The organism is Psychrobacillus sp. L4 (assembly GCF_042944905.1).
Classification (GTDB): Bacteria; Bacillota; Bacilli; order Bacillales_A; family Planococcaceae; genus Psychrobacillus.
Genome location: NZ_CP168496.1, coordinates 3442177 through 3467904, shown reverse-complemented (window position 1 = coordinate 3467904; position 25728 = coordinate 3442177). Strand labels below are relative to the sequence as shown.

Genomic DNA, 25728 nt, shown 5'->3' with positions numbered 1-25728 from the left:
GGGCAGCTTTTCTTTTAGATCTCAATTACAAGGGAAAATTTCTGACCGTATAGCTAAAAGGGCCGTCTCCAAGTCAACTATGATGGAGACGGCCTTTTTTAAGTATATGTATTGAGAATTCCATCACTTGGAAATCGCTTCTGCATATTTCGAAGATAGACAAGAAAAGAAATCTCAATAACCAGAACTGATATAACGATGAAAATCATTGCAGAAAATGCAATATTAATCGGAAAATTCATCAAAAGAGATTGAACAAACAATGAACCAAGAACTATTGTTAAATACCATGTATACATTCGATTCGTTGCCTGCAGTGCATCATTAGAAGGTAGCAACTTTGCAACGCTTCGGAGTAAGTCAAACAAGAAATAGACGAGAATCACTTTTAGTAAACTAAGAAATATAGGATAGTAACTAAACCATCCACTTTGTTGAATTACTTGATCATTCAAGAAAAAGTTGGGTATAGAAGCAATTACTAAAATAATTGAAAGGATTTTTAATTTCTCATAAGATTGAGAGGATAAAGTAGCAATCTGTTTTATGCCGTTATAAATGAAAATATAACCTAAAAAGTCCGGTAAAAGATCTACTACAATATGAATTTTTATAAGTACGAAAAGAAATCCAATGATTAGCTGCTTGAATCCATCTCTCATTTCGCTTCACCCCTCGCTTTCTTTATAACGGTGTTTACTTGATCTTGTGTAAGATATAGATCATTTTGAATGAGAATATGATAACTAACTGCTTTTCCATTTAAAGTTTTTCCAGCCCATTCTTGTAAAGCTGATATGTATTCCACATTTTCTATTTCATCTTTGGTATGAAAAACTAGCGCAACTGAATCTCCCGCTTCTATTAGCAGTGGCCACTCTATATCACTATAAAGAGGAGCATCCATCTCTAACCAATCAGAATTGAAGATGTCTTTAACTTTTGTACTATTCGTAGGAGTGTTTTTTAGTAGTATTATTTTTAAATCGAACTGTTTTTGAATTGCTTCTGGAAGCTCAATAGAATTCATAGTAGCGGATTCTACTACTTCTAGGTAATTCCCCTGTATTCCTTGGTTGCTAGAAAAAGAGCCGGTATTGGTAAATATCGTTTCATCCGTTACATTTGGGGTGAAATTTAGCTTATCTACTTGAACAGGGACAACTTGACCGTTTGTGAAACGAGCAAACAATCTATTGGTTTGAATACTTTCTTGCAAACGTTTTAAATCTTGTTCATCTAAAGTGAAGGTTGCTTCCTTTAAAAAATGATGCGTAAACTCCTGTATATATGATTGGTTGGAAGGCTCGTTAAACCAAGGAGAGAATCTTTGTTCATTTGAATAAGTGTATCCATCAACTAAAAGACTTTCCAATTGCACTATATCTATTTTATTAGTCAAATAAGGAAGGGAAAAACTCGTGCGTTCAAAAGCAGGTCTATCAATATAAGCGTTAAATATGATTGGTTCACTTAATTGCTTTGTTTGAAAATAAATAATGTTACCAACCCAGCTGGCAAGAACGACAATAATAACACCCCAAAACCATTTGTTTTTCAATAAAGAACACCACCTTCGCATAAAATTTCCAGTATTTCTATATATTATACGTAAAAAAGAGACTGAGGTTTCAGTCTCTTTTCACTTTTTCATAGGTTTCTTTGATAAATGCTTTATATGGAGTGTCTGGCATTTCATTAATATTATCTAAAGCGATTTTTGCAAATTCTAGTGCTTTTTCTTTTTCATTCAGATCCATGTAACATAATGCAATATATGCATCTTTTTCATAGAAAATCGATAAATCGATTGGATGTTGAAGAATATCTGGAATAAGCACTTCATTCAATTTTTCTATTGCTTCTTCAAATTTCTGCAAACCGTATAATGTTTTTCCTCTCTCTAGCAAGAAAAAAGGCGTATATAATTTTTTCTCCGTGCCTCTAATTGATAAGGAATTGTATAAATGATCTGCTTCCTCGTACATTTTTTTATATGAATTCAAGTAATGTATTTCCGCATATTGAGTGAAAACTTTGGAGTCCTCATCATCTGCAAATTCCCCATATGAAATAAGCTTTTGTAAATAGTAATTCTTTTTCTCTTCGTCCTCGGACATCATAGCTTGAAAAGCGGCTAATCTGTATAAGTTATCCACTTGATTAAATATTTTATTTTTATTAGAAAATTCAATTGCTTTATCCATTACTTGAATTGCCTCTTCCGAATTGCCAACTGCGAAGAGTAAGGCAGTTTCTAAATAGTCATAATCTAACCGTGAAAGAGGGTCAATCCAGAGCGGGTTAGCCTCAAGTTCTGCACGCTCGATATGCAGTATGTCTAATGATTTTTGATAATCTCGGCTATAAAATGGAACTGCTGCAAGAAACAGCCCGATATCACCGCGCTTTGTCGTCAAGTTCATTTGCTCGTACATTGTCGCGGCTCGATTTATTAAGGGTTCCCAGCCATCTTTTTTCTCGTGAAATAAGCATTTACTATACATTTCAAGCAATCGGGCGGATTCGTATCCCTGTGTTAATTTAGAAGCATAGGGCTCAACTAACTCAATTAGCTGTTGGTGTTCATTTGTTAACTCATCATATCTTGTATTAAGAAGAATTTCTGCCTTTTCTAATACTGCCCTTAATTCATGCCCACTTATTTCTTCCAAAAGTTCTGCCACATCTACATTTAGTCTATAGGCTATATAATTTAGGCTTTCAATTGAGGGGTTTGCTTTATTATTTTCTATTAAACTGAGCATTCCTTTTGTAAGTTCTGAACCAGCTAGTGTTTCAAGTGTCATTTTTTGTTGCTTTCTAAGTTTGCGAATTCGTTCTCCAAGTGTAGACATATTTTCACCTCATATTATTAGTTTAATTATATTAAACTTTTAGTTGAAATGGAAGATGCAGTATGTTAATATTTGTTTAATTAAATTAAACTTTTTTTTGAAAAGGGGAAATTAAAATGGAAGAAGTGTTAAAGCTTAAAAAAGCCACGTATCATTTATGGACATTTACAATTAGCAAGATGATTTCGAGTTTTGGGGCGCAAGTATATGCTTTTGCAATTAGTTTTTATATTTTACAGCTGACTGGCTCTGCTTCAAATTTTGCTCTAAATCTTATTTGTAGTATATTGCCAAGGACTTTAGTTGCGCCTTTTGCTGGATATGCCGCAGATAAGTATTCAAGGAAAATGATTGTCATTGTTGCACAAATCGCTACTGTCTTAGCTATAGGTGGTTTACTAATCGTTATTTATACTGCAGGTTTATCATTAGTGGCTATTTATGCTACTACTGTTATTCTATCGTTAACATCCTCGTTTTCTGGTGTAACTTTTAGTTCATCCATTACAGGACTTGTTGATGAAGATAGAATTCAAAAAGCAATGTCATTAAACCAAATGTCAATTTCCTTTGCGGCAATCGGAAGTCCAGCACTTGGTGGATTATTATATGGAACAGTATCCATGCCTGTATTTCTTATTATGTATATAGTGGCATCCGTAATTGCGGTAATTTTGGAATCAACGATGAATTTTAAGTTATTTGCGAAACGAAAAGAAGTCATAGAGGGTGAACATAAAGAATCGATGCTTCAAAATATGAAGGAAGGGTTGCGTTATTTGAATAATCAACCAATCCTAAAAGCAATTGTATGGATTTCGCTCTTCGTAAATTTTTTGTTTGGTGCATACCTGGTAGGCTATTCCTTTATCTTGATCGAAAAACTGAAAATGAGTTCAGAGCATTTTGGTTTTACGGAAGGTGCTTTCGCAGTAGGGATGTTACTTATGTCCATTTATTTCTCTTCACGAAAAGAAGTGAAGTATCCATTGTTACTTTCGAAAAGAAGTATTATTATCATGGGGATAATCATGGGAGCAGTGGCTTTACCGTTAATGGTTGATATGACATCAGTGTTGACACTTAGTTATTATATTTCACTCATGTTCTGTTTAGGTGCAGCAATGATTATTACAAATACGCCAATGTTAGTAATGATGCAAAAAATGATTGATGATGATTATAAAGGTCGCGTATTCTCCATTTTAGAAACGATGTCTACTGCATTAATGCCACTAGGTATGATTCTGTACGGATTATTATATGATGTATTACCTGCTGAAGCTATTCTCATCGTCTCAAATCTTGTGTTAATCATTGTTGTGTTGATCCTTGCTAGACCGTCTGTCGTTAGAAATGCTCATCCTGAATTAAAAAGAATAAATAAGGATACATCTATATCAGTTACAGCAAGTGAATAAAGTAAAAAGGCCAGGGAGACACATTCTGTCTCCCTGGCCTTTAGCTTTTTTACAATGAAATAGGCGAATCGAGCAATCTCACTCTGCATTTCTCAGTGTTTTAGTAGATCTTCGGAATAGAAAGATCAACCCAATCGAAAGAACAGCGAGAACGCTTGATAAGACATAAATATTATTTGGTTGAACCGTAAACAGCCATGCGAATAATAATGGACCAATAATTCGACCTAAACTATCCATCGAATACGCCATCCCTGCAGCTGTTCCATAACTTCCACCTGACTCTTTAGAACTTAGGGAAACAATCGTCGTTCTTGCAAGTGCATTACCAGCAGTGAACACACATAGAGATAAACCAGCCCAAAAAATACTGGACGTAAATACAGTCATAAACAAACCTATGGCAGTAATAATTTGTGCATATAATAACCAAGTCGATTCGGTACCATTTTTAATACGTCGTACAACGCCACCTTGAATAGCGGCATCTACAAAACCACTGAACATGAATAGATAGCCTATTTGAAGAGGGGTAATTTCCACTTTCCTAATTTGGAACAATTGAAATGTTGCTTCTAAACCAGCAAGTAAAAACGTTACCATGAATGAAAAAAGGAATAAGTATTTAATCCGGTACGTCCAAAGACTTGCAGCGCCTTTAGGAAGAAGTGCACGTTTATTCGCTTCTCCTGAGCGTTCTGGTTCTTTCAAAATGATCGAAGCATAAACAAAAATCACTAACAATAAAGCAGCAGATACTATAAATGGCAGTGATAAACTGACATGACCGAGTACACCACCAATTGCAGGCCCGAAAATAAATCCTAAACCAATCGACATTCCAAGAAAGCCCATATACTTATTGCGGTTTTCTTCGTCTGATAGATCCGCTGCAAACCCTGTTACAGCCGTATAAAGTGCACCAGAGAATAATCCCCCAACTACGCGAGATAAGTACAGCAAGAACAGTGAATCAAAAAATAAAGAAAATAACCAAAAGCTTAAACTAAATCCAACAAGTCCAATTAATATAAGTGTTTTTCGGCCAATTCGATCGGACAGCATTCCCCAAAGTGGGGCAGTGAAAAAGGATGCTAATGCATAGACCGTTAATAAGCCCCCTACATGAACTTCATTGTAGTGTTGCTGTAAAATTACTTCTGGTAATACAGGAATAATAATCCCAAATCCAAGATAAACTAAAAACTGTATCGACATTAATATAAAAATAGTTTTTTTCATACAAAGAAACCCACTTTCTGAAAATCTTCTACACTCTATATTACACGTTTCCAATAAGTTTGACATCTATACACATATAATACAAAAGGGGGGTAAATGAATAGTCTTACCAGCGCAGACGAATCTTTTAGAACCTATATGATAGTAATCACCTTCCTTTTAATGGGTGAATGAAATGAGTGAGTATGCGAATGCACGAACCAATGGATAACGAGATGAATTTGCTTACTTTAATGTATAAATATCGTCAGGATGATAATGATTATTCTATTCCAAGTAAGGACCGTTTGCGATAAAGTTCCCTGTCAACGTGAACATAAAAAAAGAAGTTACCCTTCGAAAAAAGGGCAACTTCCATGTTTAATAATAGCGCGGTTCGGATATACTTTCCATAGCATTAGAAACTTCCTGCACATGTGGAAAAGGAAATGCTAAGTCAGCTAAAGATACAAAACCCACTAGCTCACTATTCTCGACAACCGGAAGCCTACGTACTTGGTTTCTTGCCATAATGATGGAAGCTTCCTCCGTTGAGTCATCTGGGGATACCGAAATGACAGACTTTGTCATAACATTTTCCACCTTACTTTTAGCATCTTTGGCAACCGATCGTGTCACAATATCGCGATCCGTAATCATGCCTACAAGTTTTTTGTTACTTAGGACCGGTAGACAACCAATATCTAATGTGCGCATTTGATCGGCAACCTCATTCACATAATCCTGTGGATTGCATGTAACGACTTCTTTACTCATCACATCTTTCACATTCACTTAAATCACTCCTTTTTGTTATTATCTAGCTTGGTTTACAAAAGATTAAAATATGTAACAAAAATGAAAGATTTAAACGATACAAAAAGTGGTATGATAAGGTAGAGAAAAAATTAAAATATAAGAAACTTTTTTTATAATAAATCGTAATAATTAATGAAAGGACGAGGTGGAAAGAATGGCTAAGGAAGTTGATTTAAAGAAAATTGTAAGTAATCTTTCAAAAATTGGTGTGACTGTTACAATGACAAAATCGAGACTTGACATGCTTAAAGCACTAGTGCCACCAGCAAATAGTCCTCACGTACAAAGTTGAATAAAGGGTGACTCGAAAAGTTCGTAACAAAAGAACTTTAGAGTCACCCTTTTTTTACACCTGCCACATAATCACCGGAAAAAAGGATCGTGAAGTGACCAAGTCATCTCACGATCCTTTTTTTTCGTTAAAAAGGTGAAGACCAGATGCACTTAAAGGACGCTTGTGCTTTTCTCAGTCGTCTTCATTCTTAGCGAACATATACGTTTTATGATGATACTTCATACTAAACACTAAACCAATCGCAAGCAGATTCCCCATTAGAGAACTCCCACCATAACTGATAAACGGTAACGGAATACCTGTAATTGGTAGCAATTGAATCGTCATGCCAATATTCTCAAATACATGAAAGGTAATCATCGCAATAATTCCGGCACATACATACGTACTATAAGAATCCTTTAACTGAAGTGTAATCTTCGTTAAATGAAAAATAAGAAAAAAGAAAAGACTGATGACTATACTTGCGCCTACAAACCCGTATTCTTCCCCAATAACAGCAAAAATAAAGTCAGTATGATTTTCAGGAACATACACTACTCGACCGCCATATCCCTTGCCAAAAATCTCTCCAGAACCAATGGCTTTTAAAGAAGTAATTAAGTGCATTCCTTCATTCGATGCATAGGCATATGGATCTAACCATGAATAAATTCGGGCAAATTGATATAATTGTAAACCAAACTTAGCTTCTAAAAACTCTTGCATATAGATAGCCATCCATAGAAGTAGGCCACCAATACCCACTCCACCTAAAAATAGTGGTAAGATGATTTTCCAAGTAATCCCTGCGACTATAACTAAAGCAGCAGTAATGGCAAAAAATACAAGAGCGGTACCGAGGTCAGGCTGCTTTAGGATAAACGCTAATGGTAGAAGCATGGTTAAAGCAATTTTTCCAAGTAATATAACATCCGATTTCAAACTCTTCATCAAATACTTTTCATGATGATTTGTAATTAAACGAGCAAGTCCCAAAATGTAAAATGTCTTCATAAACTCTGCTGGCTGAATATCCCCGAAAGGTAAGTGGAACCAACTTTTCGCTTCATGTTTACGCGCCACGAGGGCCATACTATCAGGCAAGATAAAAAGAATTAATAGAAGGAACACCCCGATACCATAAATATACCAGGACATTTTTTTATATTGCTCCGGTTCAAAAAACATAACTAGACCGATGATGATAGTTCCAACCACATACCAAAAAACTTGTTTGGCTACAAAGTTGGTTCCAGCATATTGACCAGTTGTAACTGCAGATGAAATCGCCAATAAGCTTATAATTAAAAATAATAATATGATAAAAGCTAGTGTCCAATCGAAACGATCGGCAAAGCCTTTTTTGTTTTCCATACAAGTCACCTAAATTTCTGTCGAATTTCATTTTCCTGCTTCAGGCGCCATCTTACTCGTCGCAGAAAAAAAGCGCCAACGCTTTACCTATTATAGCCTAAATGAATGTTTTTTGCTTGTCGGTTATTAGAGACGTTAGAACAAAAACAGATGTTTCGTTTGGTGAAGATATGCTAATATATAACAGATGATAAAGGAGTGAATTCAGTGGCAAAAAAAGAGAAAGAAATAGAAGAATATTTGGCTCATTTATATGTACATGTGAATGAAGTAGAGCATTTTGCATTATTTAGTGGGTTATCTGTCCACCAATTCATAAGATACTTCACTGATTTGTCAGCTCTTTTGTTATTGAAACACCGATATGAAGATACTTCATTTAATATTCATACACAGTTAGAGTTTATTGTGCAAAATCAATATACTCGTTTCTTAAAAGATTATTTGGAAAGACCAACAGAGTTATGTATACTCGATTTTTCTGATGAGCGGAAGTTAAATATGCTGTCTCCTCAAGAACAAGCAGAGCTCTTATATATTGCCCATAAAAAAGAAGCATTTCGTTTACCTTTTTACCATCATTTACAAAATAGATTTGTCTATTTGACGGATGAGGGAGAGCAAATCACGAAGATATATTTTCGGGATATAGATGATTTATATAAGTTAATAGCTAATGCTTTTAACCAACAAATAAGTGAAAAAACAAAATCAACAGCCTTTTGGAGAAAAAAGAATAATGTCGTGTTACCAGCGTTATATTCAGAAAAGGTGGAAGCATACGCCGATTATTATGAAGATGGCGTTCTAATGTCTTTATTTAAACTAGATAAAACAAACTATGGAATTGAAATTCGTAGCCTGCCCGAAAATATATTTCCAGATGAGGTCTTAGGGGACTTGAAGCATCATCTAAACAAGCCGGCTGATTTGTTAATACAAATATAAACATACCGCTTTTGCTTCGTAAAGATGCAAAAGCGTTTATTATGTATGTGGAGGTAAATAATTTACTTCCCATTTGCAAAATAAATAAAGTCGATTCCCATTGGAACCGCATATGCTAGCCTTATGGGTATTATAAAACATGATGTCTGTTAATCAGTATTAACTTTCTATATTGTCATATTTTCGTTGTAATTTTACGCAATTTATTCGGTTAATTGTTCATTTAATTACATTGTCCGTGATAAACTAGTACTATCCAAAACGTGGAGGTTATTTAACTAATGAAAATAAAATTAGGTTTATTATATGGTGGAAAATCTGCTGAGCATGAAGTGTCATTATTGACAGCAAGAGCAGTAACGCAAGCGATAAATTTTGAGAAATTTGAAGTCTATCCCATTTTTATCACGCAAACAGGAGAATGGAGAAAAGGGAATGCTCTAATTGGTCCAGCAGAGTCAGTAGAAACACTTCAATTTGGTGGAGGATCAAACAGACCGAATAATATAACAAACTTTTTACCAGTAGAAACAACTAATTCAAACATTGTGGAGAAAAAAGGCGACTCCAATTTGGATGTTATTTTTCCTTTACTTCATGGACCAAATGGTGAAGATGGCACTGTGCAAGGATTACTAGAAGTATTGAACTTACCGTATGTTGGAAATGGCGTTTTAGCATCTGCTGCTGGAATGGATAAGGTAGTGATGAAGCAACTATTTGCACAAGCTGGCTTATCTCAAGTTCCTTACGTTCATTTTATTCGTAATGAGTGGAAAAATAATCGAGCTGATTTGTTGCAAAAGATTGATGAAAACTTGAAGTGGCCATTATTTGTTAAGCCGGCAAATTTGGGCTCAAGTGTTGGGATCACTAAAGCAATGAATAGAGAACAACTGCTAAATGCAGTGGAAGTTGCATTTAAATATGACCGAAAAATTATTGTAGAGCAAGGAATTGTCGCGCGTGAATTAGAAATGAGTGTTCTTGGAAATGATACTCCAAGATGCTCTATAGCAGGGGAAGTTTTACCAACGAAAGATTTTTATGATTACGATGCGAAATACAAGGATGGAACGACTAATTATGCCATTCCAGCTGATGTTTCCACTGAATTATTGCAGAAGATGGAAGATGCTGCGATACGTGCCTTTAAGGTACTGGATTGTTCAGGTCTTGTTCGTGCGGACTTTTTTGTGACGGAAAATGAAGAGATAATTATCAATGAAGTAAATACCATGCCTGGATTCACGCCAATTAGTATGTATCCAAAGCTTTGGATGGAATCTGGATTATCTTATTCAGGGTTAATAGAAGAATTGATCGAACTTGCAATAGAGCGATATGAGGAAAAACAACAACTTGCGCATTCGAAGGACGGAGAGTGACCAAGTTGAAAAAAAGGTTAAATGAACTTGCAGAATGGTTAAAGATAGAAGCTTTATCGGAGTTAAATCCTCTTATAACAGGTGTTTCAATAAACACAAGAACATTGCAACCGGGAGATATATTTATCCCTTTTCGTGGAGAAAATGTCAATGGCCATTATTTTGTTCAAGATGCTTTTGATAAAGGAGCTGCAGCGTCGCTTTGGTTAAAGGATGAACCAAATCCACCGAAGGACGTACCTCTTTTGTTCGTAGAAAATGGAGAAAAAGCACTACAGCAAATGGCGGCTGCATATCGCGCGGAGTTGAAGACCATTTTCATCGGAATCACAGGTTCAAATGGAAAAACCTCCACAAAGGATTTAGTAGCAGGTATGCTTTCTCCTTATTTCAATGTAAAAAAAACAGAAGGAAATTTTAATAATGAATTAGGAATGCCTTTGACGATACTTTCGCTCGAAGAAGATACAGAGTTTGCTGTGTTGGAAATGGGTATGAGCTCCTTTGGAGAAATAGAGTTTCTATCCAATCTTGCAAAGCCTTCTTTTGCAGTTATTACAAATATCGGGGAAGCGCATATGCAAGATCTTGGTTCTCGAGAAGGGATTGCAAAAGCAAAATTTGAAATAATTTCTGGTTTAAATGAAAATGGACAATTATTTTATGATGGAGATGAACCGTTGCTACGATCATTCGTGGAAAGAGTTCCTTCCATAAATACAAAATCATTTGGTGTGGGGGAACAAAATGATTTGCGTATTGCCGAAGTGACCTTTACGAAACAAGGTAGTACTTTTTGTGTAGAAGGTGAATTAAAGGAAGAAATGTCTATTCCAATTCTAGGAGAGCACCAGGTGAAAAACACGCTTGCAGCTCTATTAATTGGGAAAGCAGTCGGGTTAACAGCAGAACAAATACGTGAATCATTGAAGTATATTGTGTTAACAGAAATGCGTATGCAAGTTGTAGAAGCGGAAAATGGCGCAATTTTTATCAATGATGCATACAATGCCGCCCCCACCTCGATGCGGGCAGCTATCTCTTTTGTGGAAAAGTCAACGATTAAATCTAATAAATGGCTCGTACTTGGAGATATGTTAGAGCTTGGTGAAAATGAAAAGCAATACCATGAAGAGATAAGTTCATCTATTTCAAATGCGGCATTTGCGGGGGTATGTTTGTTTGGGCCAAGAATGAAATGGTTACACGATCAATTAGCAGGGAAGTTTAATCAAGATAGTATTATATGGGTTGAAAATAATTATGAAGAACTAATTTTATTTTTAGAAAAGCATATTGATAAACACTCGATTGTTTTAGTAAAAGGCTCTAGAGGTATGAAGTTAGAGAAAGTAATTGAACCTTTCCGAAAATAAGAGGAGGTAATGGGAGGGACAGCATGAAAACAGGAGTACTTTGCATTCACGGATTTACCGGTGGACCCTATGAACTACAACCATTTGTAGATTTCTTAAAAGTAAATACAGACTGGAAAATAGTTGTCCCAACACTACCTGGACATGGGGAAATACTTTCCCTTAACAAATTGTCTGCCGAAAATTGGATGATGGCGGCAGAACAAACACTGAGACAGCTTCAAAAAGATGTAGAGCAAGTATATGTAATTGGATTTTCAATGGGTGGTGTAATTGCACTATATTTAGCTAATCGTTATCCAATTTGTAAACTGGTTTTATTAAGCGCAGCTGCGAAATACATTTATCCGACGCAACTACTGCAAGATATTCGTGAAATAGCAAAAGAAGCAATGGCTGGAAAGTTAGAAGATAACCAGTTGTACCAGTTATATAGAGATAAGTGGAAGTCTACTCCCATACAAGCCGCTTTTGAATTTATGCGATTAGTACGTATAGTTGAACCTTATTATGGTCAAATTACAATACCAGTCTGTTTAGTTCAAGGGAAAAAAGATGGTATTGTTCCCTATACGACAGCTCAGTTTCTATTTAACCAAATGGACAACGAGAAAAAAGAGTTGATCTATTCTGAGACTGGCAAGCACCATATTTGTTATAGCGAGGATTGTAAAGATTGGTTTAATAAAGCACTTCAATTTTTAAAAGAAAAAGAAGAGAAAGGATAGTGAGTAATTAACTAACAATTACAACAGTTACTAATTGATTGCAACTGATTATAAGGCATGCTATACTACGTTTAGAGCAATGGATACATTTTGTGTGAAGACTCTTCAGCAATTATTGAAGAGTACTTTTTTTTGAACATAACGGTTTGTTGAAATCGTTGGGTATGAAGCCCCTTTTTAACGAACCGCTCGGCAAAAGACCGGGCTTTCCCTTTATATAAGACCCCTCTGAACTGTAAACCACAGAGAATTTTAAGTAACGGAAACGTTCCTCGTATAGGCTCGAATTTGCCGCAATTTCATCTGAAAATGTAACCATTTGTCAAAACAGAACAAAAAGGAGATTAAAATTTTGACAAATTTTTCAGAATTAAATATTAGCGCTTCTACACTAAAATCCGTTCAACGTATGGGTTTTGAAGAAGCAACACCAATCCAAGAAGGTACTATTACACATGCTATGGGTGGCCGTGATGTTATTGGTCAAGCACAGACAGGTACAGGTAAAACTGCAGCTTTTGGTATCCCTATGATTGAAAAAATTGATACAAAAAACCCGAACATTCAAGCGTTAATCATCGCTCCAACACGTGAACTTGCAATTCAAGTTTCGGAAGAGCTTTATAAATTAGGATATGACAAAAAGGTTCGTCTATTATCTGTTTACGGTGGACAAGAAATTGGTCGTCAAATCCGTGCACTAAAAAATAAACCTCAAGTAATTGTTGGTACACCTGGCCGTATTCTAGACCATATCAACCGTCGTACATTGAAGCTTGATCAAGTGCAAACACTTATCTTAGACGAAGCTGATGAAATGCTTAACATGGGATTCATTGAAGATATCAACACAATTTTAGAAAGTGTTCCTGCTGAACGTCAAACATTATTGTTCTCTGCTACTATGCCAGGACCTATTCGTAAAATTGCTGAAAGATTCATGAAAGATCCAGTTGAAGTAAAAATCAAGTCAAAAGAAATGACTGTTGAAAATATTGAACAATTCTATGTAAAAGCTACTGATCGTGAAAAATTTGATGTTCTTTCTAGAATATTAAATGTGCATCAACCAGAACTTGCAATTATTTTTGGTCGTACAAAACGTCGTGTAGACGAATTGGCACATGCTTTAAGCATTCGTGGTTACTTAGCAGAAGGAATTCACGGTGATTTAAGTCAAGCGAAACGTATGTCAGTATTAAAACAATTCAAATCAAATAAAATTGATATCCTTGTTGCAACAGATGTAGCAGCACGTGGATTAGATATTTCTGGCGTAACGCATGTGTACAACTTTGATATTCCGCAAGACCCTGAAAGCTATGTTCACCGTATCGGTCGTACAGGACGCGCAGGTAAAAGTGGTATCGCTGTAACTTTTGTAACACCAAGAGAAATGGGTTACTTACGTATTGTAGAAGATACGACGAAAAAACGTATGACTGTACTTCTTCCACCTAGTTCAGATGAGGCGTTAGTTGGTCAGCAACGTGTAGCAATTGACACTCTTTCTGAAATTGTAAACAAAAATGATTTAGGTGATTATCGCACATTAGCTGCGGAAATGCTTGGAAAATTTGAAGCAGTAGATGTAATTGCTGCAGCTTTAAAATCAATGACGAAAGAGCCAGATGATACACCAATCTCTCTTTCTGAAGAACGCCCATTACCAGCTCGTAGAGAACGTAGTGGTGGCGGCGGCGGACGCAGCGGCGGCGGTGGTTACAAAGGTAACCGTAGCAGCGGTGGCGGACGTAGTTCATCAGCAGGTCGCGGAAGTAGCGATCGTGGCGGAGCTCCACGTTCAAGTGGTGGTGGCGGTTCTCGTCCAAGTAGCGGTGGCGCACGTCGCAGCAGTGGTCCACGTGACGGTTCTACACAACGCAGTACAAGAACTCGCTCAACACGTAGCGAAAACTAATAGCACAATTCCAAAGGATGAATCCTACATTTTGTATGGATTCATCCTTTTTTTAATTGTGGTGATCGGATGATAAGCAAACTTAAATGGATAAGGTGTTGGAAAAATTGGATAGCGTCTAAGAATCCTACCTAGTTTGAAACATTTCCGGTTGAAAATCGTATACAATGACTAGGGAAGGGGTGTTTAAAATGAGAATCGAACCAATTAATCGAATATCTGAAAAAGGATTACGAGTGTGGAGAATATATGGGGTCTTTCAAACACTCATTGTAGTGGTAAGTGGAATAGGGGCAAGTGTCATTAATTATTTCATTGGAAATTTTTTGTGGGTATACATAGTTGTTGGGGTAGTTATCCTGTTAATGGCATACTTTTTAATTTATTTATTTCCAAAAGTTAGATGGATGCGATGGAGATACGAAGTTCGAGAACAAGAGATTGAATTACAACACGGTTTATTTGTTGTAAAAAGAACTTTAGTTCCCATGGTTCGCGTTCAACATGTCGATACAGAGCAAGGACCAATATTGCGAAAATACGATTTAGCATCTATTACCATTTCTACAGCAGCTACGAATCATATTATTCCAGCACTTTTGACGGCAGAAGCAGATGAACTGAGAGGGAGAATATCTGTGCTAGCAAGGGTGGCCGAAGATGATGTTTAACGAAAAGTACAAGTTACATCCTATTTCAGCAATTATAAACTTTATAAAAGTATTAAAAGATATGATCTTGCCTTTTATAGTCGTAGTTACAGTAAATGGTTTTGGAGGAAGCAGGGACTCCGATGGTTGGCCTTCGTTTATTACCTATAGTATTTATGCTGTCGTCCTTATCTTTCTACTTGTGAGTGGAATCGTTAAATGGAAAAGATTCAGATACTGGTTTGAAGAAGGAGAGCTGCGTATTGAATATGGTTTGTTTGTAAAGAAAATGAGGTATATTCCTTTTGAACGGATTCAAAGTTTAAACTATACAGAGGGCATCTTTCATAGACCGTTCGGACTCGTTAAAGTAAAAGTAGAAACAGCGGGAGGCGGGCCAACAAAAGAAGCGGATGCGGTATTAACGGCAATTACGAAAGATGCAGCAGAGCAAATAAAAAGAGAAATGATACAAACGAAAAGCAAGCAATCAGTTGAATTAAATGAAGCAATACAGCACGAAGTAGTTCTAACGGAAGAAGCTCGACCAATCTTTACGATGTCAATAAAAGATTTAATTGTGTTAGCAAGTACATCAGGTGGAGTGGGTGTGTTTTTCTCAGGTCTTGCCGTTTTTGCGGCGCAGTTTTCTAATATTATTCCATATGAAATGATATATGATGAAATCGTTGTGTTCATTCGATTTGGAGCACTAATAATAGTACTTGGAGTTTTCTTTGTATTATTGGTTGCTTGGGTAGTGTCTGTTATTCTCACGCTAATTAATTTCTATAACTTTACTATTAGTATAGAGGACAATGAGATTGTTATTACGAGGGGACTTTTAGAGAAGAAGAAAATAACGCTTCCCCTTTCGCGTATTCAAGGAGTGAGAGTCGTAGAGAATCCTTTTCGTCAGCTAATTGGCTATGCGTCAATTATAGTCGATAGTGCTGGTGGTTCCCTTGAAGAAAAAGATGAAAGAATTCGTTTGCTTCCTTTAGTAAAAAAAACGAAGATCCATTGTGTATTGGAACAGATTTTTCTAGATCTTGATTTGGAACCTAACTTCATACCTGTTCCGAAAAGGTCGAGAAAGTTTTTCTATCGATTAGATTTTCTTTGGATTATTCCAGTATCAGCTTCTGTTATTTACTTTTTTTATCCGTTTGGCCTTCTATCATTAATCTTGCTGCCTCTAAGCTATATATTTGGGATGTGGCAACATAGAACCGCGGGATATGCGGTAAATGGTCTGCACTTAGTGATGAGATATCGAAATTTAAGTAAAGTAACTATTTGGATGGAAAAAAAGCGAATTCAATCGATGACGGAAAGGATGACTTTTTTTCAAAAAAGAAAGAACGTTTCTTCGATTATCACTACGATAAAATCTGGAGTGGGTGGTTCTACTGCGATAGTCCCTCATTTAGATAAAGCAGACGCAGAAAGGCTAATAAATTGGTATCAACCTACAAAGTCAAACACGGTACAAAAGGAGAAAGAACAGCCAATTGTTTAATAGCTGTTCTTTCCTTCATACTATTTTAAACTTTTTCTTCTTCCATGCTGCGATTCGTTTAGGGTGGAAATAAATCATTCCAATAATAAAACCTGTTATTAGTCCAGATATATGTGCAGTAACGTTTATATTCGGCTGAAGGAATGTCATTACCACACCAATAACGATAATTGGCAAAATAATTTGTTTCAATTGAGGCATGAAATTTCTCGTATAATAAACTAAAGCACCAAAAGCTCCTAATATACCATAAATTGCACCACTAGCACCGAGGCTTTGATATCGCCAATCTAAAAGTAGGTAAGTCGCAACGTTTCCAACTAAGCCAGCTAAAAGATAAATGGTTAAAAAGCGGGCTTTTCCTGCTAGTTGTTCTAGCTCTGGACCAAATAAATACAAAGAAAACATATTAAATAGTAAGTGCGTGAAATCTGCATGTAAAAACATTGGTGTGAATAAACGCCAATACTCGCCTTCACTAATGAGGAGATTAAAGCCAATTCCTAAGTTACGTAAATGTACTCCTACAACTGGAATGCATGTTAAGAGAAAGATTAAAATATTTAATGCAAGCAATGTGGATACTATAGGATAAAGCTTAATATATTGTTTCAAGTTTTCTCTTCTTACAAACATATCGTCACCTCAAATTTTCTACTCATAGTATAGCCTGTTTTAGAGGTATTTGGAAAGGAGAAACTTCATGATTACTGGAATAGGATTAGATATCACCGAGTTGAATAGAATAAATTCTATAAAAACTAAAACGAAGAAATTTGAAGAACGGATTTTAACAATACAAGAAATAGATCAGATGAGAGAACTGTCCGAGTATAGACAAATTGAATTTTTAGCAGGACGTTTCGCAGCGAAAGAAGCATTTGCAAAAGCAAGAGGTACAGGGATTGGCAAAGAATGTAGCTTTCAAGATATCGAAATAATACGGGAGTCTAGTGGTAAGCCGAGTCTATACTTTAAAAGAGAGCAGGTGAATGGTTTCGTATCCATAACACATACAAAAGAATATGCCGCAGCTCAAGTAATTCTGCAATCATAAACGGTAGTCCACCTACATACAATGAATGAACGCAGTGATAATAGAAAGGATGGACTGATTGAAAAGCCGATTGGCTAAGTGGTTATTTGCATTAACGATGATCCTGTTACTTTCTGCATGTGGAGCCCAATCCAAAGAAGACGTTTTAAAGAAGTTGAGCAGCAAATGGGTAGATACGAAAGGGTATGAGTTGACTGCGGAAATGAGTATAATGACGGGGCAAGAACCGAAAGTTTATCAAGTGGAAGTATGGCACACAAAACCAGATTTTTACCGTGTGAAAGTTTCGGATACGAACGACGAAAATACACAAATGATTATGCGTAACAAAGAAGGTGTTTTTGTAGTAACACCTGCACTAAACAAAACGTATAAATTTCAAAGCAAATGGCCATCTGAAAATAGCCAAGCCTATTTAATCGGTTCGCTTGCACAAGACATTAAAAAAGATAAAACGTCTACATTTAAAGAAGAAGGCGGCAAATACATGTTTGAAACGAAAACAAGTAACAATCACAAAAACATGCTGCCGGTTCAAAGAATTTATATCGACAAAAAGACATTATTACCAACTCAAGTTTCCATCTTAAACGAAAATAAAGAAGAGCAAATCCGTGTTACATTTAAACAAGTGACTATTGGAAAAGTCCATGCGCCTGGAGAATTCCAAATTGAACAAACTCCTACTGGACAAACGGATAAAGGTACAGTTGAAGCTTCTGCAGAAATAGATAATCCGGCATTTGAGACGCACTATCCAATGGTACAGTGGGATCAATTGCATTTATTAGATGAAAAAGTGCTCAATGTAGAAGGGGATAAACGAGTTATACTAACCTATAGTGGTGACAAACAGTTTACAATTATTCAGCAGCTTAGTGAGAAAAGTACTTCGACAACGATTCCAGTATTTGCGCCAGGAGATCCTGTAGATTTAGGTGTAGCTATTGGAGCAGTTACAGATCAATCTATCTCATGGGAACAAGATGGTATGTCCTTTTTCCTTGCTTCCTCCTCTTTAACAAAAGAAGAAATGATTGAAGTAGCCTCATCCATGTCCGTATCTGAGTTGAAATGATTTTGCATTGACGACTTCTTCCTAAGAGGAGGATAATAAGTACAAAATGCTGAAAAAGAGGGAAGCGCCATGCAACAAACATATTACCGACCAACATTCGTACGTATAAACTTAACAGCTATAAAATCAAACATTCAAAACTTAAGACAAATGCTTCCAACACATACACAAATAATTGCAATAGTAAAAGCAAATGCTTACGGTCATGGTGATATAGAGGTGGCAAAGGCCGCATTAAGCGCAGGTGCCACACAATTAGCTGTTGCAACCCCGGAAGAAGCCCTTCGCATAAGGGATGCAGGAATTACAGCTGAAATTCTCATTATTGGAGCGGCACCAGCTTCCTTTTTACAAAAAGCTTCTGAACTAAATATAACATTAACAGCGTATTCTCTTGAATGGCTTCAAGCTATTCAATATTTTAAAAGGCCACTTAAAGTTCATATAAAAATAGATAGTGGAATGGGTAGAATCGGTTTTGTAAAAGAGAATGAACTAAAAGAAGCACTTATCTTTATTCAACAGAACAGCTGGATTCAAGTAACAGGTGTATTTACACATTTTTCGACAGCTGATGAAGAGGAACGAGAACACTTTGATGAACAAGCAGAGAGATTTGAACGATTACTTGCATTATTCGAAGTAAAGCCACCAATTGTACATACTTCGAATAGTGCTGCTGTTCTAAGGTATCCCACTCAGTATTGGGACGCCGTGCGTTTTGGTATTTCCATGTATGGAATTGCTCCCTCTCCTTTTTTGAGTGAAAATCTTCCTTTTCCTTTAGAAGAAGCACTTTCTTTAGAAACTGAAGTAGTGCAAGTTAAAAAGGTGGAGAAAGGTACTCCGATTGGTTATGGGGCAAAATACAAGGCAGAAGCTGATGAATGGATTGCTACACTCCCGATTGGTTATGCAGACGGTCTATTGCGCAAATTGTATAACCAAGATGTTTTAGTAAAAGGAAAAAGAGTATCAATAGTAGGGAGAATATGTATGGATCAATGCATGATTCGTCTCAATGAACCAGTACCGCTTGGAGAAAAAGTGGTACTAATAGGAAGACAAGCAGCAGAGGAAATTAAAATAGAAGAGTGGGCAAATACATTGGAAACAATACCGTATGAAATTTGCTGCATGCTCTCTAATAGAATTCCAAGAATATATAGCGAATGAATCTCGACAAAATAATCCTACATGCATAATTTGTCAAATCATTTCTCATTATGTCTTTTATTTAGACTCTAGTAATGGTAAGATGAAGTATATTGTCAAATAGGGAAATGTTTTGTCGGAGGTGTTTGCTGTGGTAAGTGATAAGAAGAAAAAGGAAGCTATTATAAGGCTTCCAAAGCAAATGGTTAATGAAGGAGTAAAGACCGTAAAACAGTCATTAACTGGTAGTGAAAGTATCGTCCGTGTCCAAGCAAATGAATATTTTAAGAAAGAACAGTCAAATCTTATAAGAGAAGCGATGATGAAAGGCTATGTTGAAATGTCTCATATAAACTTATCCATTTGTACGGAATGTTTACATGCAGAGTATGAAGCGCAACATACGACTGAGCGACTCGTAAGTGGAGGATGAAAACTTGATCGTAAAACGTGGGGACGTTTTTTTCGCAGATTTATCACCTGTAATCGGGTCTGAGCAAGGGGGAACCAGGCCCGTTTTGGTGATTCAGAATGATATTGGTAATCGATTTAGTCCTACTGTTATTATTGCAGCTATTACTGCTCAAATACAAAAAGCAAAGTTGCCAACACATGTTGAAATAAATGCAAAACAGTATGACTTCGAACGCGATTCTGTTATTTTATTAGAACAATTGCGAACAATAGATAAATCACGATTAACTGATAAAATTACACATCTTGATGAGGATGTAATGCACGAAGTAGATCATGCTTTAGGAATTAGTTTAGGGATTGTCAAATTTTAATACATAGATAAAAACACAGTGTGTAACCGACAAATACGCACTGTGTTTTTTGTTTACCCCAAATAGATGTAAAATTAGTTGATTTTCGCTACAATATAGTTACTAATATTAACTGAGGAGATGTATCACACCTATGAACAAACAAATCGCATCATATATTCATGATAATTTAGATGAAATATTAGAAAAATGGAGAACTAAAATGGAAGATGAGGAAGATGACCGCTTCTTTCAAATTATGTCCGATAAAGTTATTGATAACACTGTCCGCGAATTTGGAGAGTTAATGATTTTAAGTTTAACCGAGGGAAAAGAAACCTACATGGAAAAGTTAAATGATTTCTCTTTACAAATAGTTCGCTACGGGTGGTCTATTTCATTTGTTTTAAAAGCACTAACTAACTTTTCAGAAGTAATATATGAAAAAATGGATGAAGTTGGTTTTTTAAATGACCGCAGTATTAAATCACATCGAGAAATATTAACAAATTGGATTACACCGCTTAATCATAGCATTGTAGATGCATATTCTAAGGTTTGGGAAAAAACAGTGCATTTACAAAGAATAGCTTTGCAAGAACTTTCGGCATCATTAATTCCTGTATTTGATAAGATATCCGTTATGCCATTAGTTGGTACAATCGATACGGAACGTGCAAAGTTAATCATGGAAAATTTATTGCACGGGGTAGTGAAGCACAGAGCCGAAGTAGTGTTGCTTGATATAACTGGAGTTCCTGTAGTAGATACAATGGTAGCCCATCATATCATTCAAGCAGCAGATGCTGTCCGTCTAGTTGGTGCAAAATGTATGTTAGTTGGAATAAGACCAGAAATCGCACAGACAATTGTAACGTTAGGTATAAACTTAAATGATTTTACTACAACAAGTACAATGCAAAGAGGAATGGAACAAGCTTTGGCTTTGACGAATAGAACTATAGTAGAGGTGAATTCAAAATGATGACAAGAATTCCGATTTTAAAATTAAGAGATTGTCTAATTGTTTCTATTCAATGGGAATTAGATGACCAGACAGCAATAGCTTTTCAAGAGGACCTATTAGCTAAGTTACATACTACCGCTGCTAGAGGTGTAGTTTTAGATTTAACCCCAATTGATTTTATTGATTCCTTCATTGCAAAAGTACTTGGCGATGTGATTAGTATGTCAGGTCTAATGGGAGCAAAGGTGGTTATTACAGGAATACAACCAGCTGTTGCAATCACGCTAATCGAATTAGGTATTAGATTAGAAAATGTGGTAACCGCTTTAGACTTAGAAAATGGATTGGAAAAATTAGAACGAGAATTGGAGGACTAATTCATTATGAAATTAAAGTCTTCTGTTGATATTTTATCGGAATGGGATATTGTTGCTGCAAGGCAGCTTGGAAGAAATGAAGCAAAAGAAGTTGGCTTCGGAACGGTGGATCAAGCTAGAATTACAACAGCTATCAGTGAACTTGCCCGAAATATTTATTTATATGCTGGAAAAGGTAATATAGAAATTAAACAAATTACACAAGGTAATATGCAAGGGTTGTTGGTAATTGCATCTGATCAGGGACCAGGCATTTCAGATGTACGAAAAGTAATGGAAGATGGCTATACGACATCTGGTGGACTTGGTGCAGGTTTACCAGGTGTAAAACGATTAATGGATGACTTCAAAATTGAAACAATTTTTGGGGAGGGCACTACAATTAGTGCTACAAAATGGCTTAGATAGGAGGTGTAATGTGTAATGCCTCAAGAATTTAAAAGGCAATATAAAGAAATTTTAGAACAATACACATTAAGACAAACAGAACATAACTTGTATGAAGGTCAAAACTTTAGTAGACAACTAATTCAGAAGAACATTTCGCCAGAAGAGGTAATTAGTATACATAAGGCATCTCTGGAAGAAATAATTCCTAATTTGTCAGCGGATGTATCGCATTCTTTTGATTTATTAATAGAAGTAATGATTCGGTATGGATTGGCGTTAAAAGAACATCAAACATTAATAAAAAAACAAGAAAATTTCAAAATGGAAATGGAACTTGCTTCAAATGTGCAACAAACTTTGCTTAAAACGAAAATACCCAACATGATTGGTTTAGATATTGGTATGATTTCAGTTCCGGCACAAGAGATGAACGGAGATTATGCCTATTTTCTAAATGATGAGACTAGCGTCGGAGTTGCTGTGGCAGATGTTATCGGAAAAGGAATTCCAGCAGCTCTTTGCATGTCGATGATTAAGTATGGAATGGACAGTTTAACTGGAGCTAAAACAGATCCGGTCGTTGTCTTAGACGTTATTAATAGAATTGTTGAGAAAAGTGTAAGTGATTCCATGTTTATATCGATGTTTTATGGGACATATAATACAACGAGAAGCGAGTTTACTTATGCATCGGCTGGACATGAACCACCTCTTTTTTATTGTGCAAAGAGTGAGCGTTTCACGGAGTTGCAAGCAAAAGGTTTGTTGCTTGGAGTAGTTCCGAATGTAAAATACGAACAGCATTCAGTTGTATTTGATAAAGAAGACTTCGTTGTTATGATGACCGATGGGGTAACGGAATGTCGTTCAAAAGCAGGTTTTATAGAACAACAAACTGTGATGGACATTATTGAAAGTGTACGAGACGAAAGTGCACAAGCAATGGTGGAATATGTATATAAAAAATTAGAAGAATTACAAGATTTTGAGCAACGCGATGATTTTACTCTTGTCATATTCAAAAAAGTTTAACCTTCTACAGACGCGAGTCCAACCGTTTATCGAATAAGACTAGAGCCTTCATGGATCCATTTATTTTACTAAGTAGTTCATCGAGCTACTTAGGTGAATCGCTTTTTTTTAATACTTGTTATAAATGTTTATCACTAGCTATGATGGGGTATTGAATACTATATATAGCGAAGACGGGGGATAAAATAATGAATATTTCAGTTAAACTGTTACAAGAGAGTACGTGTGTTAAAGGTGATATTACAGGGGAAATCGATGCATTTACAGCGCCGGTTCTCAGAGAGAAGTTAGCAGAAATAAATTTAACAGAAAACCTTTATATTGAATTGAATTTAAAAGATGTGTCCTATATGGACAGTACAGGACTTGGTGTATTTGTCGGGTTTTATAAAAGTGTAAATGCTTCCAATGGCCATCTGGAATTAACCGGTCTTTCATCACGTTTGAAACGATTGTTTGATATTACTGGTTTAGGTGAGATTATGGATATTCGAACAGCGAGTGAAGAGGTGAAAATAGATGAAACCGTTTGATTATGTGGAAATTAGATTGCCTGCAAAACCACAATATGTGAGTGTTGCTCGGCTTACAATTTCTGGGTTGGCAAATCGCATTGGATTTACGTATGAAGATATTGAAGATTTGAAAATTGCCACAAGTGAAGCTATTACAAATGCAGTTCAACATGCGTACGCTGAGGATGAAGAAGGCGAAGTAGTTATTGGGTGTGCAATATATAAAGAAAAAATGGAAATCATGGTGGCAGATCATGGGAAAAGCTTTAATTTTGAAGAGACGAAAGCAAAAGTTGGTCCATACCACGACTTGAAAGAAGGATCACTTCTAAGGGAAGGTGGTCTAGGTTTATATTTAATCGAGACGTTAATGGATGAAGTAAAAGTCCATCACCAAGAAGGTGTAACTGTATTTATGACGAAGTATGTCGAAGTAGAGCAGGTGGATGAAAATGTCCAACACATCACATCCTAACAAACAATCCAAAGAACAAATATTAGAATGGATTAAAGAATACCAACAGACGGAGAGCGATGATGCCCAAACCAAGTTAGTGTTAAATTATAAAAGGTTGGTTGAATCCATCGCTCGAAAATACTCAAATGGAAAATCGCACCACGAGGATCTTGTACAAGTAGGTATGCTAGGTCTTTTAGGGGCAATCAGAAGATATGATCCAACTATCGGGAAAAGCTTCGAAGCGTTTGCTATTCCAACGATTATTGGAGAAATTAAACGTTTTTTGCGGGATAAAACATGGGCAGTACATGTTCCCAGAAGAATTAAAGAACTAGGTCCACGTATAAGAGCGGCTGTAGAAACTTTAACCGTAGAATTTCAGCGTTCTCCATTAGTGCAGGAAATTGCTGACTTTTTGGGTGAAGAAGTGGAAAATGTCTTAGAAGCTATGGAAATGAGTAAGAGCTATCAGGCGCTATCAATGGATCATTCGTTAGATTCAGATTCAGATGGAGGTACAATTACCTTGTTTGACGTTATTGGAAAAGCGGATGGAGAATTTGAAAAAACAGATCAGCGTTTACTCGTTGCTAATGCTATAAGTAAATTATCAGATCGTGAGAAAGAAATAATAAAGCTTACATACATGGAGCAGTTAAGTCAAAAAGAAACGGGTGAGCGTTTAGGAATCTCTCAAATGCATGTTTCAAGAATTCAAAGAAAAGCAATAAAAAGATTGCAAGAAGTAATTTTAGTGTCAGGTGGATTGAAACAGTGAAAATACTTTCAGATGAAAAGGTAGAGATGTGTGTGTACCAAGAGGCGAAGTTCGGAAATTTAGAATCTGGTGACACTTATTATATTGATCAAAAGGAAGATTATTTAATTTGTGCCATTGCAGATGGATTGGGTAATGGTCCTGTTGCAAAAGAGTCTGCGGATATCATGCCTGAAATTTTAGCAAAATATCCAGAGGAATCGATTGATAGTTTACTTTTACGTTGCAATGAATTAATGGTCCAAAAAAGAGGGGCCGCTGTTGCTATTGTAAAGGTAGATTTCAAACTTCATACAATATCTTATAGCTGCGTAGGAAATATTAAGTTTTATATGTATCAAAGTGAGACAGATAAAATGATATACCCACTACCTGTTATGGGCTACTTATCCGGAAGAAAGCAAAAACCACACACACAAACTTATTCTTATAATAAAAATGATTTATTCTTATTGCATTCTGATGGTGTAAACTTGAAAAGTCCAAAAGCGATTATTAAACAAGCTGTCAATGCCCAATGTTTATACAAAGCTGTGCTCGACGATATCGAACATGGAGATGACGCTACATTTATCACAGGAAGCTTACTCTAGTTAAATAGGGTAAGCTTTTTTGTGTTAAAATAATCTTATAAGGAAAGGGTGTGTTT

At 36.1% G+C, this 25728-nt stretch carries 29 protein-coding genes; 22 read left to right on the top strand and 7 right to left on the bottom strand.

The annotated features are described in order from the left end of the window. Positions 1-98 precede the first annotated feature (98 nt). The 3 genes from ACEPXG_RS16700 to ACEPXG_RS16690 all read right to left on the bottom strand — a co-directional run bounded on the left by ACEPXG_RS16700 (position 99) and on the right by ACEPXG_RS16690 (position 2858). Entirely contained in the window at positions 99-662 is a 564-nt protein-coding gene (locus tag ACEPXG_RS16700) for a hypothetical protein (protein ID WP_391204850.1), read from the bottom strand. Beyond that, positions 659-1561 carry a hypothetical protein gene (locus ACEPXG_RS16695; RefSeq protein WP_391204848.1) on the bottom strand — a complete coding sequence of 301 codons (903 nt, stop codon included), beginning with the start codon at positions 1559-1561 and terminating at the stop codon, positions 659-661. Before ACEPXG_RS16695 ends, ACEPXG_RS16700 begins: the two co-directional genes overlap by 4 nt. A 70-nt stretch (positions 1562-1631) precedes the next feature. Next, positions 1632-2858: a helix-turn-helix domain-containing protein gene (locus ACEPXG_RS16690; protein ID WP_391204845.1), complete on the bottom strand. Its 1227-nt coding sequence runs from the start codon at positions 2856-2858 to the stop codon at positions 1632-1634. Positions 2859-2974: 116 nt separating this feature from the next. Between ACEPXG_RS16690 and ACEPXG_RS16685 the strand changes: the two genes are divergently transcribed. Then, positions 2975-4279: an MFS transporter gene (locus ACEPXG_RS16685; protein ID WP_391204842.1), complete on the top strand. Its 1305-nt coding sequence runs from the start codon at positions 2975-2977 to the stop codon at positions 4277-4279. Positions 4280-4357: 78 nt separating this feature from the next. Here the strand turns inward: ACEPXG_RS16685 and ACEPXG_RS16680 are convergent, their stop codons facing one another. Further along, positions 4358-5521, bottom strand: a complete 1164-nt coding sequence (locus ACEPXG_RS16680) for an MFS transporter (protein ID WP_391204840.1) — start codon at positions 5519-5521, stop codon at positions 4358-4360. Between the two features lie 360 nt (positions 5522-5881). After that, positions 5882-6295 (bottom strand): CBS domain-containing protein, encoded by a 414-nt coding sequence (locus ACEPXG_RS16675; RefSeq protein WP_391204837.1) that lies wholly within the window; start codon positions 6293-6295, stop codon positions 5882-5884. Positions 6296-6473: 178 nt separating this feature from the next. Here ACEPXG_RS16675 and ACEPXG_RS16670 point away from each other — a divergent pair, with 178 nt between their 5' ends. Then, the gene (locus tag ACEPXG_RS16670) at positions 6474-6611 is read left to right on the top strand and encodes an Lmo0850 family protein (protein ID WP_391117906.1); all 138 of its coding nucleotides are present in this window, start codon (positions 6474-6476) and stop codon (positions 6609-6611) included. A gap of 174 nt (positions 6612-6785) precedes the next feature. On the opposite strand, the gene ACEPXG_RS16665 is transcribed toward ACEPXG_RS16670, so the two are convergent. After that, complete coding sequence (locus ACEPXG_RS16665; RefSeq protein WP_391204834.1) at positions 6786-7970, bottom strand: FtsW/RodA/SpoVE family cell cycle protein; 1185 nt, start codon at positions 7968-7970, stop codon at positions 6786-6788. A gap of 207 nt (positions 7971-8177) precedes the next feature. Here ACEPXG_RS16665 and ACEPXG_RS16660 point away from each other — a divergent pair, with 207 nt between their 5' ends. From ACEPXG_RS16660 to ACEPXG_RS16630, 7 genes are all read left to right on the top strand, one after another. Continuing rightward, on the top strand, positions 8178-8918 hold the full coding sequence (locus tag ACEPXG_RS16660) for a hypothetical protein (protein ID WP_391204832.1): 741 nt from the start codon (positions 8178-8180) through the stop codon (positions 8916-8918). A gap of 281 nt (positions 8919-9199) precedes the next feature. Beyond that, a complete protein-coding gene (locus ACEPXG_RS16655; protein WP_391204829.1) occupies positions 9200-10306 on the top strand; it encodes a D-alanine--D-alanine ligase in 1107 nt (368 codons plus the stop codon). Positions 10307-10311: 5 nt separating this feature from the next. Next, the gene (locus ACEPXG_RS16650) at positions 10312-11682 is read left to right on the top strand and encodes a UDP-N-acetylmuramoyl-tripeptide--D-alanyl-D-alanine ligase (RefSeq protein ID WP_391204826.1); all 1371 of its coding nucleotides are present in this window, start codon (positions 10312-10314) and stop codon (positions 11680-11682) included. Between the two features lie 23 nt (positions 11683-11705). After that, complete coding sequence (locus ACEPXG_RS16645) at positions 11706-12410, top strand: alpha/beta hydrolase (protein WP_391204823.1); 705 nt, start codon at positions 11706-11708, stop codon at positions 12408-12410. 352 nt (positions 12411-12762) lie between these two features. Continuing rightward, the gene (locus ACEPXG_RS16640; protein WP_391117894.1) at positions 12763-14331 is read left to right on the top strand and encodes a DEAD/DEAH box helicase; all 1569 of its coding nucleotides are present in this window, start codon (positions 12763-12765) and stop codon (positions 14329-14331) included. Between the two features lie 191 nt (positions 14332-14522). Beyond that, a complete protein-coding gene (locus tag ACEPXG_RS16635; protein WP_391204820.1) occupies positions 14523-15002 on the top strand; it encodes a PH domain-containing protein in 480 nt (159 codons plus the stop codon). Continuing rightward, positions 14992-16503: a PH domain-containing protein gene (locus ACEPXG_RS16630; RefSeq protein ID WP_391204817.1), complete on the top strand. Its 1512-nt coding sequence runs from the start codon at positions 14992-14994 to the stop codon at positions 16501-16503. The genes ACEPXG_RS16635 and ACEPXG_RS16630 overlap by 11 nt, the downstream gene beginning before the upstream one ends. A 15-nt stretch (positions 16504-16518) precedes the next feature. On the opposite strand, the gene ACEPXG_RS16625 is transcribed toward ACEPXG_RS16630, so the two are convergent. Further along, the gene (locus tag ACEPXG_RS16625; protein ID WP_391204814.1) at positions 16519-17139 is read right to left on the bottom strand and encodes a rhomboid family intramembrane serine protease; all 621 of its coding nucleotides are present in this window, start codon (positions 17137-17139) and stop codon (positions 16519-16521) included. A 67-nt stretch (positions 17140-17206) separates the two neighbouring features. Here ACEPXG_RS16625 and acpS point away from each other — a divergent pair, with 67 nt between their 5' ends. From acpS to ACEPXG_RS16560, 13 genes are all read left to right on the top strand, one after another. Further along, the gene (gene acpS / locus ACEPXG_RS16620) at positions 17207-17560 is read left to right on the top strand and encodes a holo-ACP synthase (protein WP_391204811.1); all 354 of its coding nucleotides are present in this window, start codon (positions 17207-17209) and stop codon (positions 17558-17560) included. Positions 17561-17618: 58 nt separating this feature from the next. Next, on the top strand, positions 17619-18638 hold the full coding sequence (locus ACEPXG_RS16615; RefSeq protein WP_391204808.1) for a LolA family protein: 1020 nt from the start codon (positions 17619-17621) through the stop codon (positions 18636-18638). A gap of 69 nt (positions 18639-18707) precedes the next feature. After that, on the top strand, positions 18708-19814 hold the full coding sequence (alr, locus tag ACEPXG_RS16610; protein WP_391204805.1) for an alanine racemase: 1107 nt from the start codon (positions 18708-18710) through the stop codon (positions 19812-19814). A 130-nt stretch (positions 19815-19944) separates the two neighbouring features. Further along, on the top strand, positions 19945-20226 hold the full coding sequence (locus tag ACEPXG_RS16605) for a transcriptional regulator (protein ID WP_225986094.1): 282 nt from the start codon (positions 19945-19947) through the stop codon (positions 20224-20226). Between the two features lie 4 nt (positions 20227-20230). Continuing rightward, complete coding sequence (locus tag ACEPXG_RS16600) at positions 20231-20581, top strand: type II toxin-antitoxin system PemK/MazF family toxin (RefSeq protein ID WP_391117879.1); 351 nt, start codon at positions 20231-20233, stop codon at positions 20579-20581. Between the two features lie 133 nt (positions 20582-20714). Beyond that, the gene (locus ACEPXG_RS16595) at positions 20715-21545 is read left to right on the top strand and encodes an STAS domain-containing protein (RefSeq protein ID WP_391204801.1); all 831 of its coding nucleotides are present in this window, start codon (positions 20715-20717) and stop codon (positions 21543-21545) included. Next, entirely contained in the window at positions 21542-21904 is a 363-nt protein-coding gene (locus ACEPXG_RS16590; protein ID WP_151701384.1) for an STAS domain-containing protein, read from the top strand. The genes ACEPXG_RS16595 and ACEPXG_RS16590 overlap by 4 nt, the downstream gene beginning before the upstream one ends. 6 nt (positions 21905-21910) lie before the next feature. Next, the gene (locus ACEPXG_RS16585) at positions 21911-22312 is read left to right on the top strand and encodes an anti-sigma regulatory factor (RefSeq protein WP_151701383.1); all 402 of its coding nucleotides are present in this window, start codon (positions 21911-21913) and stop codon (positions 22310-22312) included. A 15-nt stretch (positions 22313-22327) separates the two neighbouring features. Further along, positions 22328-23326: a PP2C family protein-serine/threonine phosphatase gene (locus ACEPXG_RS16580; RefSeq protein WP_391204799.1), complete on the top strand. Its 999-nt coding sequence runs from the start codon at positions 22328-22330 to the stop codon at positions 23324-23326. 188 nt (positions 23327-23514) lie between these two features. Then, positions 23515-23859 carry an anti-sigma factor antagonist gene (locus ACEPXG_RS16575; RefSeq protein ID WP_391204796.1) on the top strand — a complete coding sequence of 115 codons (345 nt, stop codon included), beginning with the start codon at positions 23515-23517 and terminating at the stop codon, positions 23857-23859. Further along, positions 23846-24316, top strand: a complete 471-nt coding sequence (gene rsbW / locus ACEPXG_RS16570; RefSeq protein ID WP_151701380.1) for an anti-sigma B factor RsbW — start codon at positions 23846-23848, stop codon at positions 24314-24316. The genes ACEPXG_RS16575 and rsbW overlap by 14 nt, the downstream gene beginning before the upstream one ends. After that, complete coding sequence (gene sigB, locus ACEPXG_RS16565; RefSeq protein ID WP_391204793.1) at positions 24294-25079, top strand: RNA polymerase sigma factor SigB; 786 nt, start codon at positions 24294-24296, stop codon at positions 25077-25079. Before rsbW ends, sigB begins: the two co-directional genes overlap by 23 nt. Beyond that, positions 25076-25672, top strand: coding sequence for a PP2C family serine/threonine-protein phosphatase (locus ACEPXG_RS16560; protein ID WP_391204790.1), 597 nt, complete (start codon positions 25076-25078; stop codon positions 25670-25672). Before sigB ends, ACEPXG_RS16560 begins: the two co-directional genes overlap by 4 nt. Positions 25673-25728: the final 56 nt, after the last annotated feature.

What these genes read in the sequence shown, in the direction of transcription:
- ACEPXG_RS16700 (WP_391204850.1), bottom strand. Translation starts at nt 662, where the DNA reads ATGAGAGATGGATTCAAGCAGCTAATCATTGGATTTCTTTTCGTACTT.
- ACEPXG_RS16690 (WP_391204845.1), bottom strand. Translation starts at nt 2,858, where the DNA reads ATGTCTACACTTGGAGAACGAATTCGCAAACTTAGAAAGCAACAAAAA.
- ACEPXG_RS16685 (WP_391204842.1), top strand. Translation starts at nt 2,975, where the DNA reads ATGGAAGAAGTGTTAAAGCTTAAAAAAGCCACGTATCATTTATGGACA.
- ACEPXG_RS16680 (WP_391204840.1), bottom strand. Translation starts at nt 5,521, where the DNA reads ATGAAAAAAACTATTTTTATATTAATGTCGATACAGTTTTTAGTTTAT.
- ACEPXG_RS16670 (WP_391117906.1), top strand. Translation starts at nt 6,474, where the DNA reads ATGGCTAAGGAAGTTGATTTAAAGAAAATTGTAAGTAATCTTTCAAAA.
- ACEPXG_RS16665 (WP_391204834.1), bottom strand. Translation starts at nt 7,970, where the DNA reads ATGGAAAACAAAAAAGGCTTTGCCGATCGTTTCGATTGGACACTAGCT.
- ACEPXG_RS16655 (WP_391204829.1), top strand. Translation starts at nt 9,200, where the DNA reads ATGAAAATAAAATTAGGTTTATTATATGGTGGAAAATCTGCTGAGCAT.
- ACEPXG_RS16645 (WP_391204823.1), top strand. Translation starts at nt 11,706, where the DNA reads ATGAAAACAGGAGTACTTTGCATTCACGGATTTACCGGTGGACCCTAT.
- ACEPXG_RS16635 (WP_391204820.1), top strand. Translation starts at nt 14,523, where the DNA reads ATGAGAATCGAACCAATTAATCGAATATCTGAAAAAGGATTACGAGTG.
- ACEPXG_RS16630 (WP_391204817.1), top strand. Translation starts at nt 14,992, where the DNA reads ATGATGTTTAACGAAAAGTACAAGTTACATCCTATTTCAGCAATTATA.
- ACEPXG_RS16625 (WP_391204814.1), bottom strand. Translation starts at nt 17,139, where the DNA reads ATGTTTGTAAGAAGAGAAAACTTGAAACAATATATTAAGCTTTATCCT.
- acpS (WP_391204811.1), top strand. Translation starts at nt 17,207, where the DNA reads ATGATTACTGGAATAGGATTAGATATCACCGAGTTGAATAGAATAAAT.
- alr (WP_391204805.1), top strand. Translation starts at nt 18,708, where the DNA reads ATGCAACAAACATATTACCGACCAACATTCGTACGTATAAACTTAACA.
- ACEPXG_RS16595 (WP_391204801.1), top strand. Translation starts at nt 20,715, where the DNA reads ATGAACAAACAAATCGCATCATATATTCATGATAATTTAGATGAAATA.
- ACEPXG_RS16590 (WP_151701384.1), top strand. Translation starts at nt 21,542, where the DNA reads ATGATGACAAGAATTCCGATTTTAAAATTAAGAGATTGTCTAATTGTT.
- ACEPXG_RS16585 (WP_151701383.1), top strand. Translation starts at nt 21,911, where the DNA reads ATGAAATTAAAGTCTTCTGTTGATATTTTATCGGAATGGGATATTGTT.
- ACEPXG_RS16580 (WP_391204799.1), top strand. Translation starts at nt 22,328, where the DNA reads ATGCCTCAAGAATTTAAAAGGCAATATAAAGAAATTTTAGAACAATAC.
- ACEPXG_RS16575 (WP_391204796.1), top strand. Translation starts at nt 23,515, where the DNA reads ATGAATATTTCAGTTAAACTGTTACAAGAGAGTACGTGTGTTAAAGGT.
- rsbW (WP_151701380.1), top strand. Translation starts at nt 23,846, where the DNA reads ATGAAACCGTTTGATTATGTGGAAATTAGATTGCCTGCAAAACCACAA.
- sigB (WP_391204793.1), top strand. Translation starts at nt 24,294, where the DNA reads ATGTCCAACACATCACATCCTAACAAACAATCCAAAGAACAAATATTA.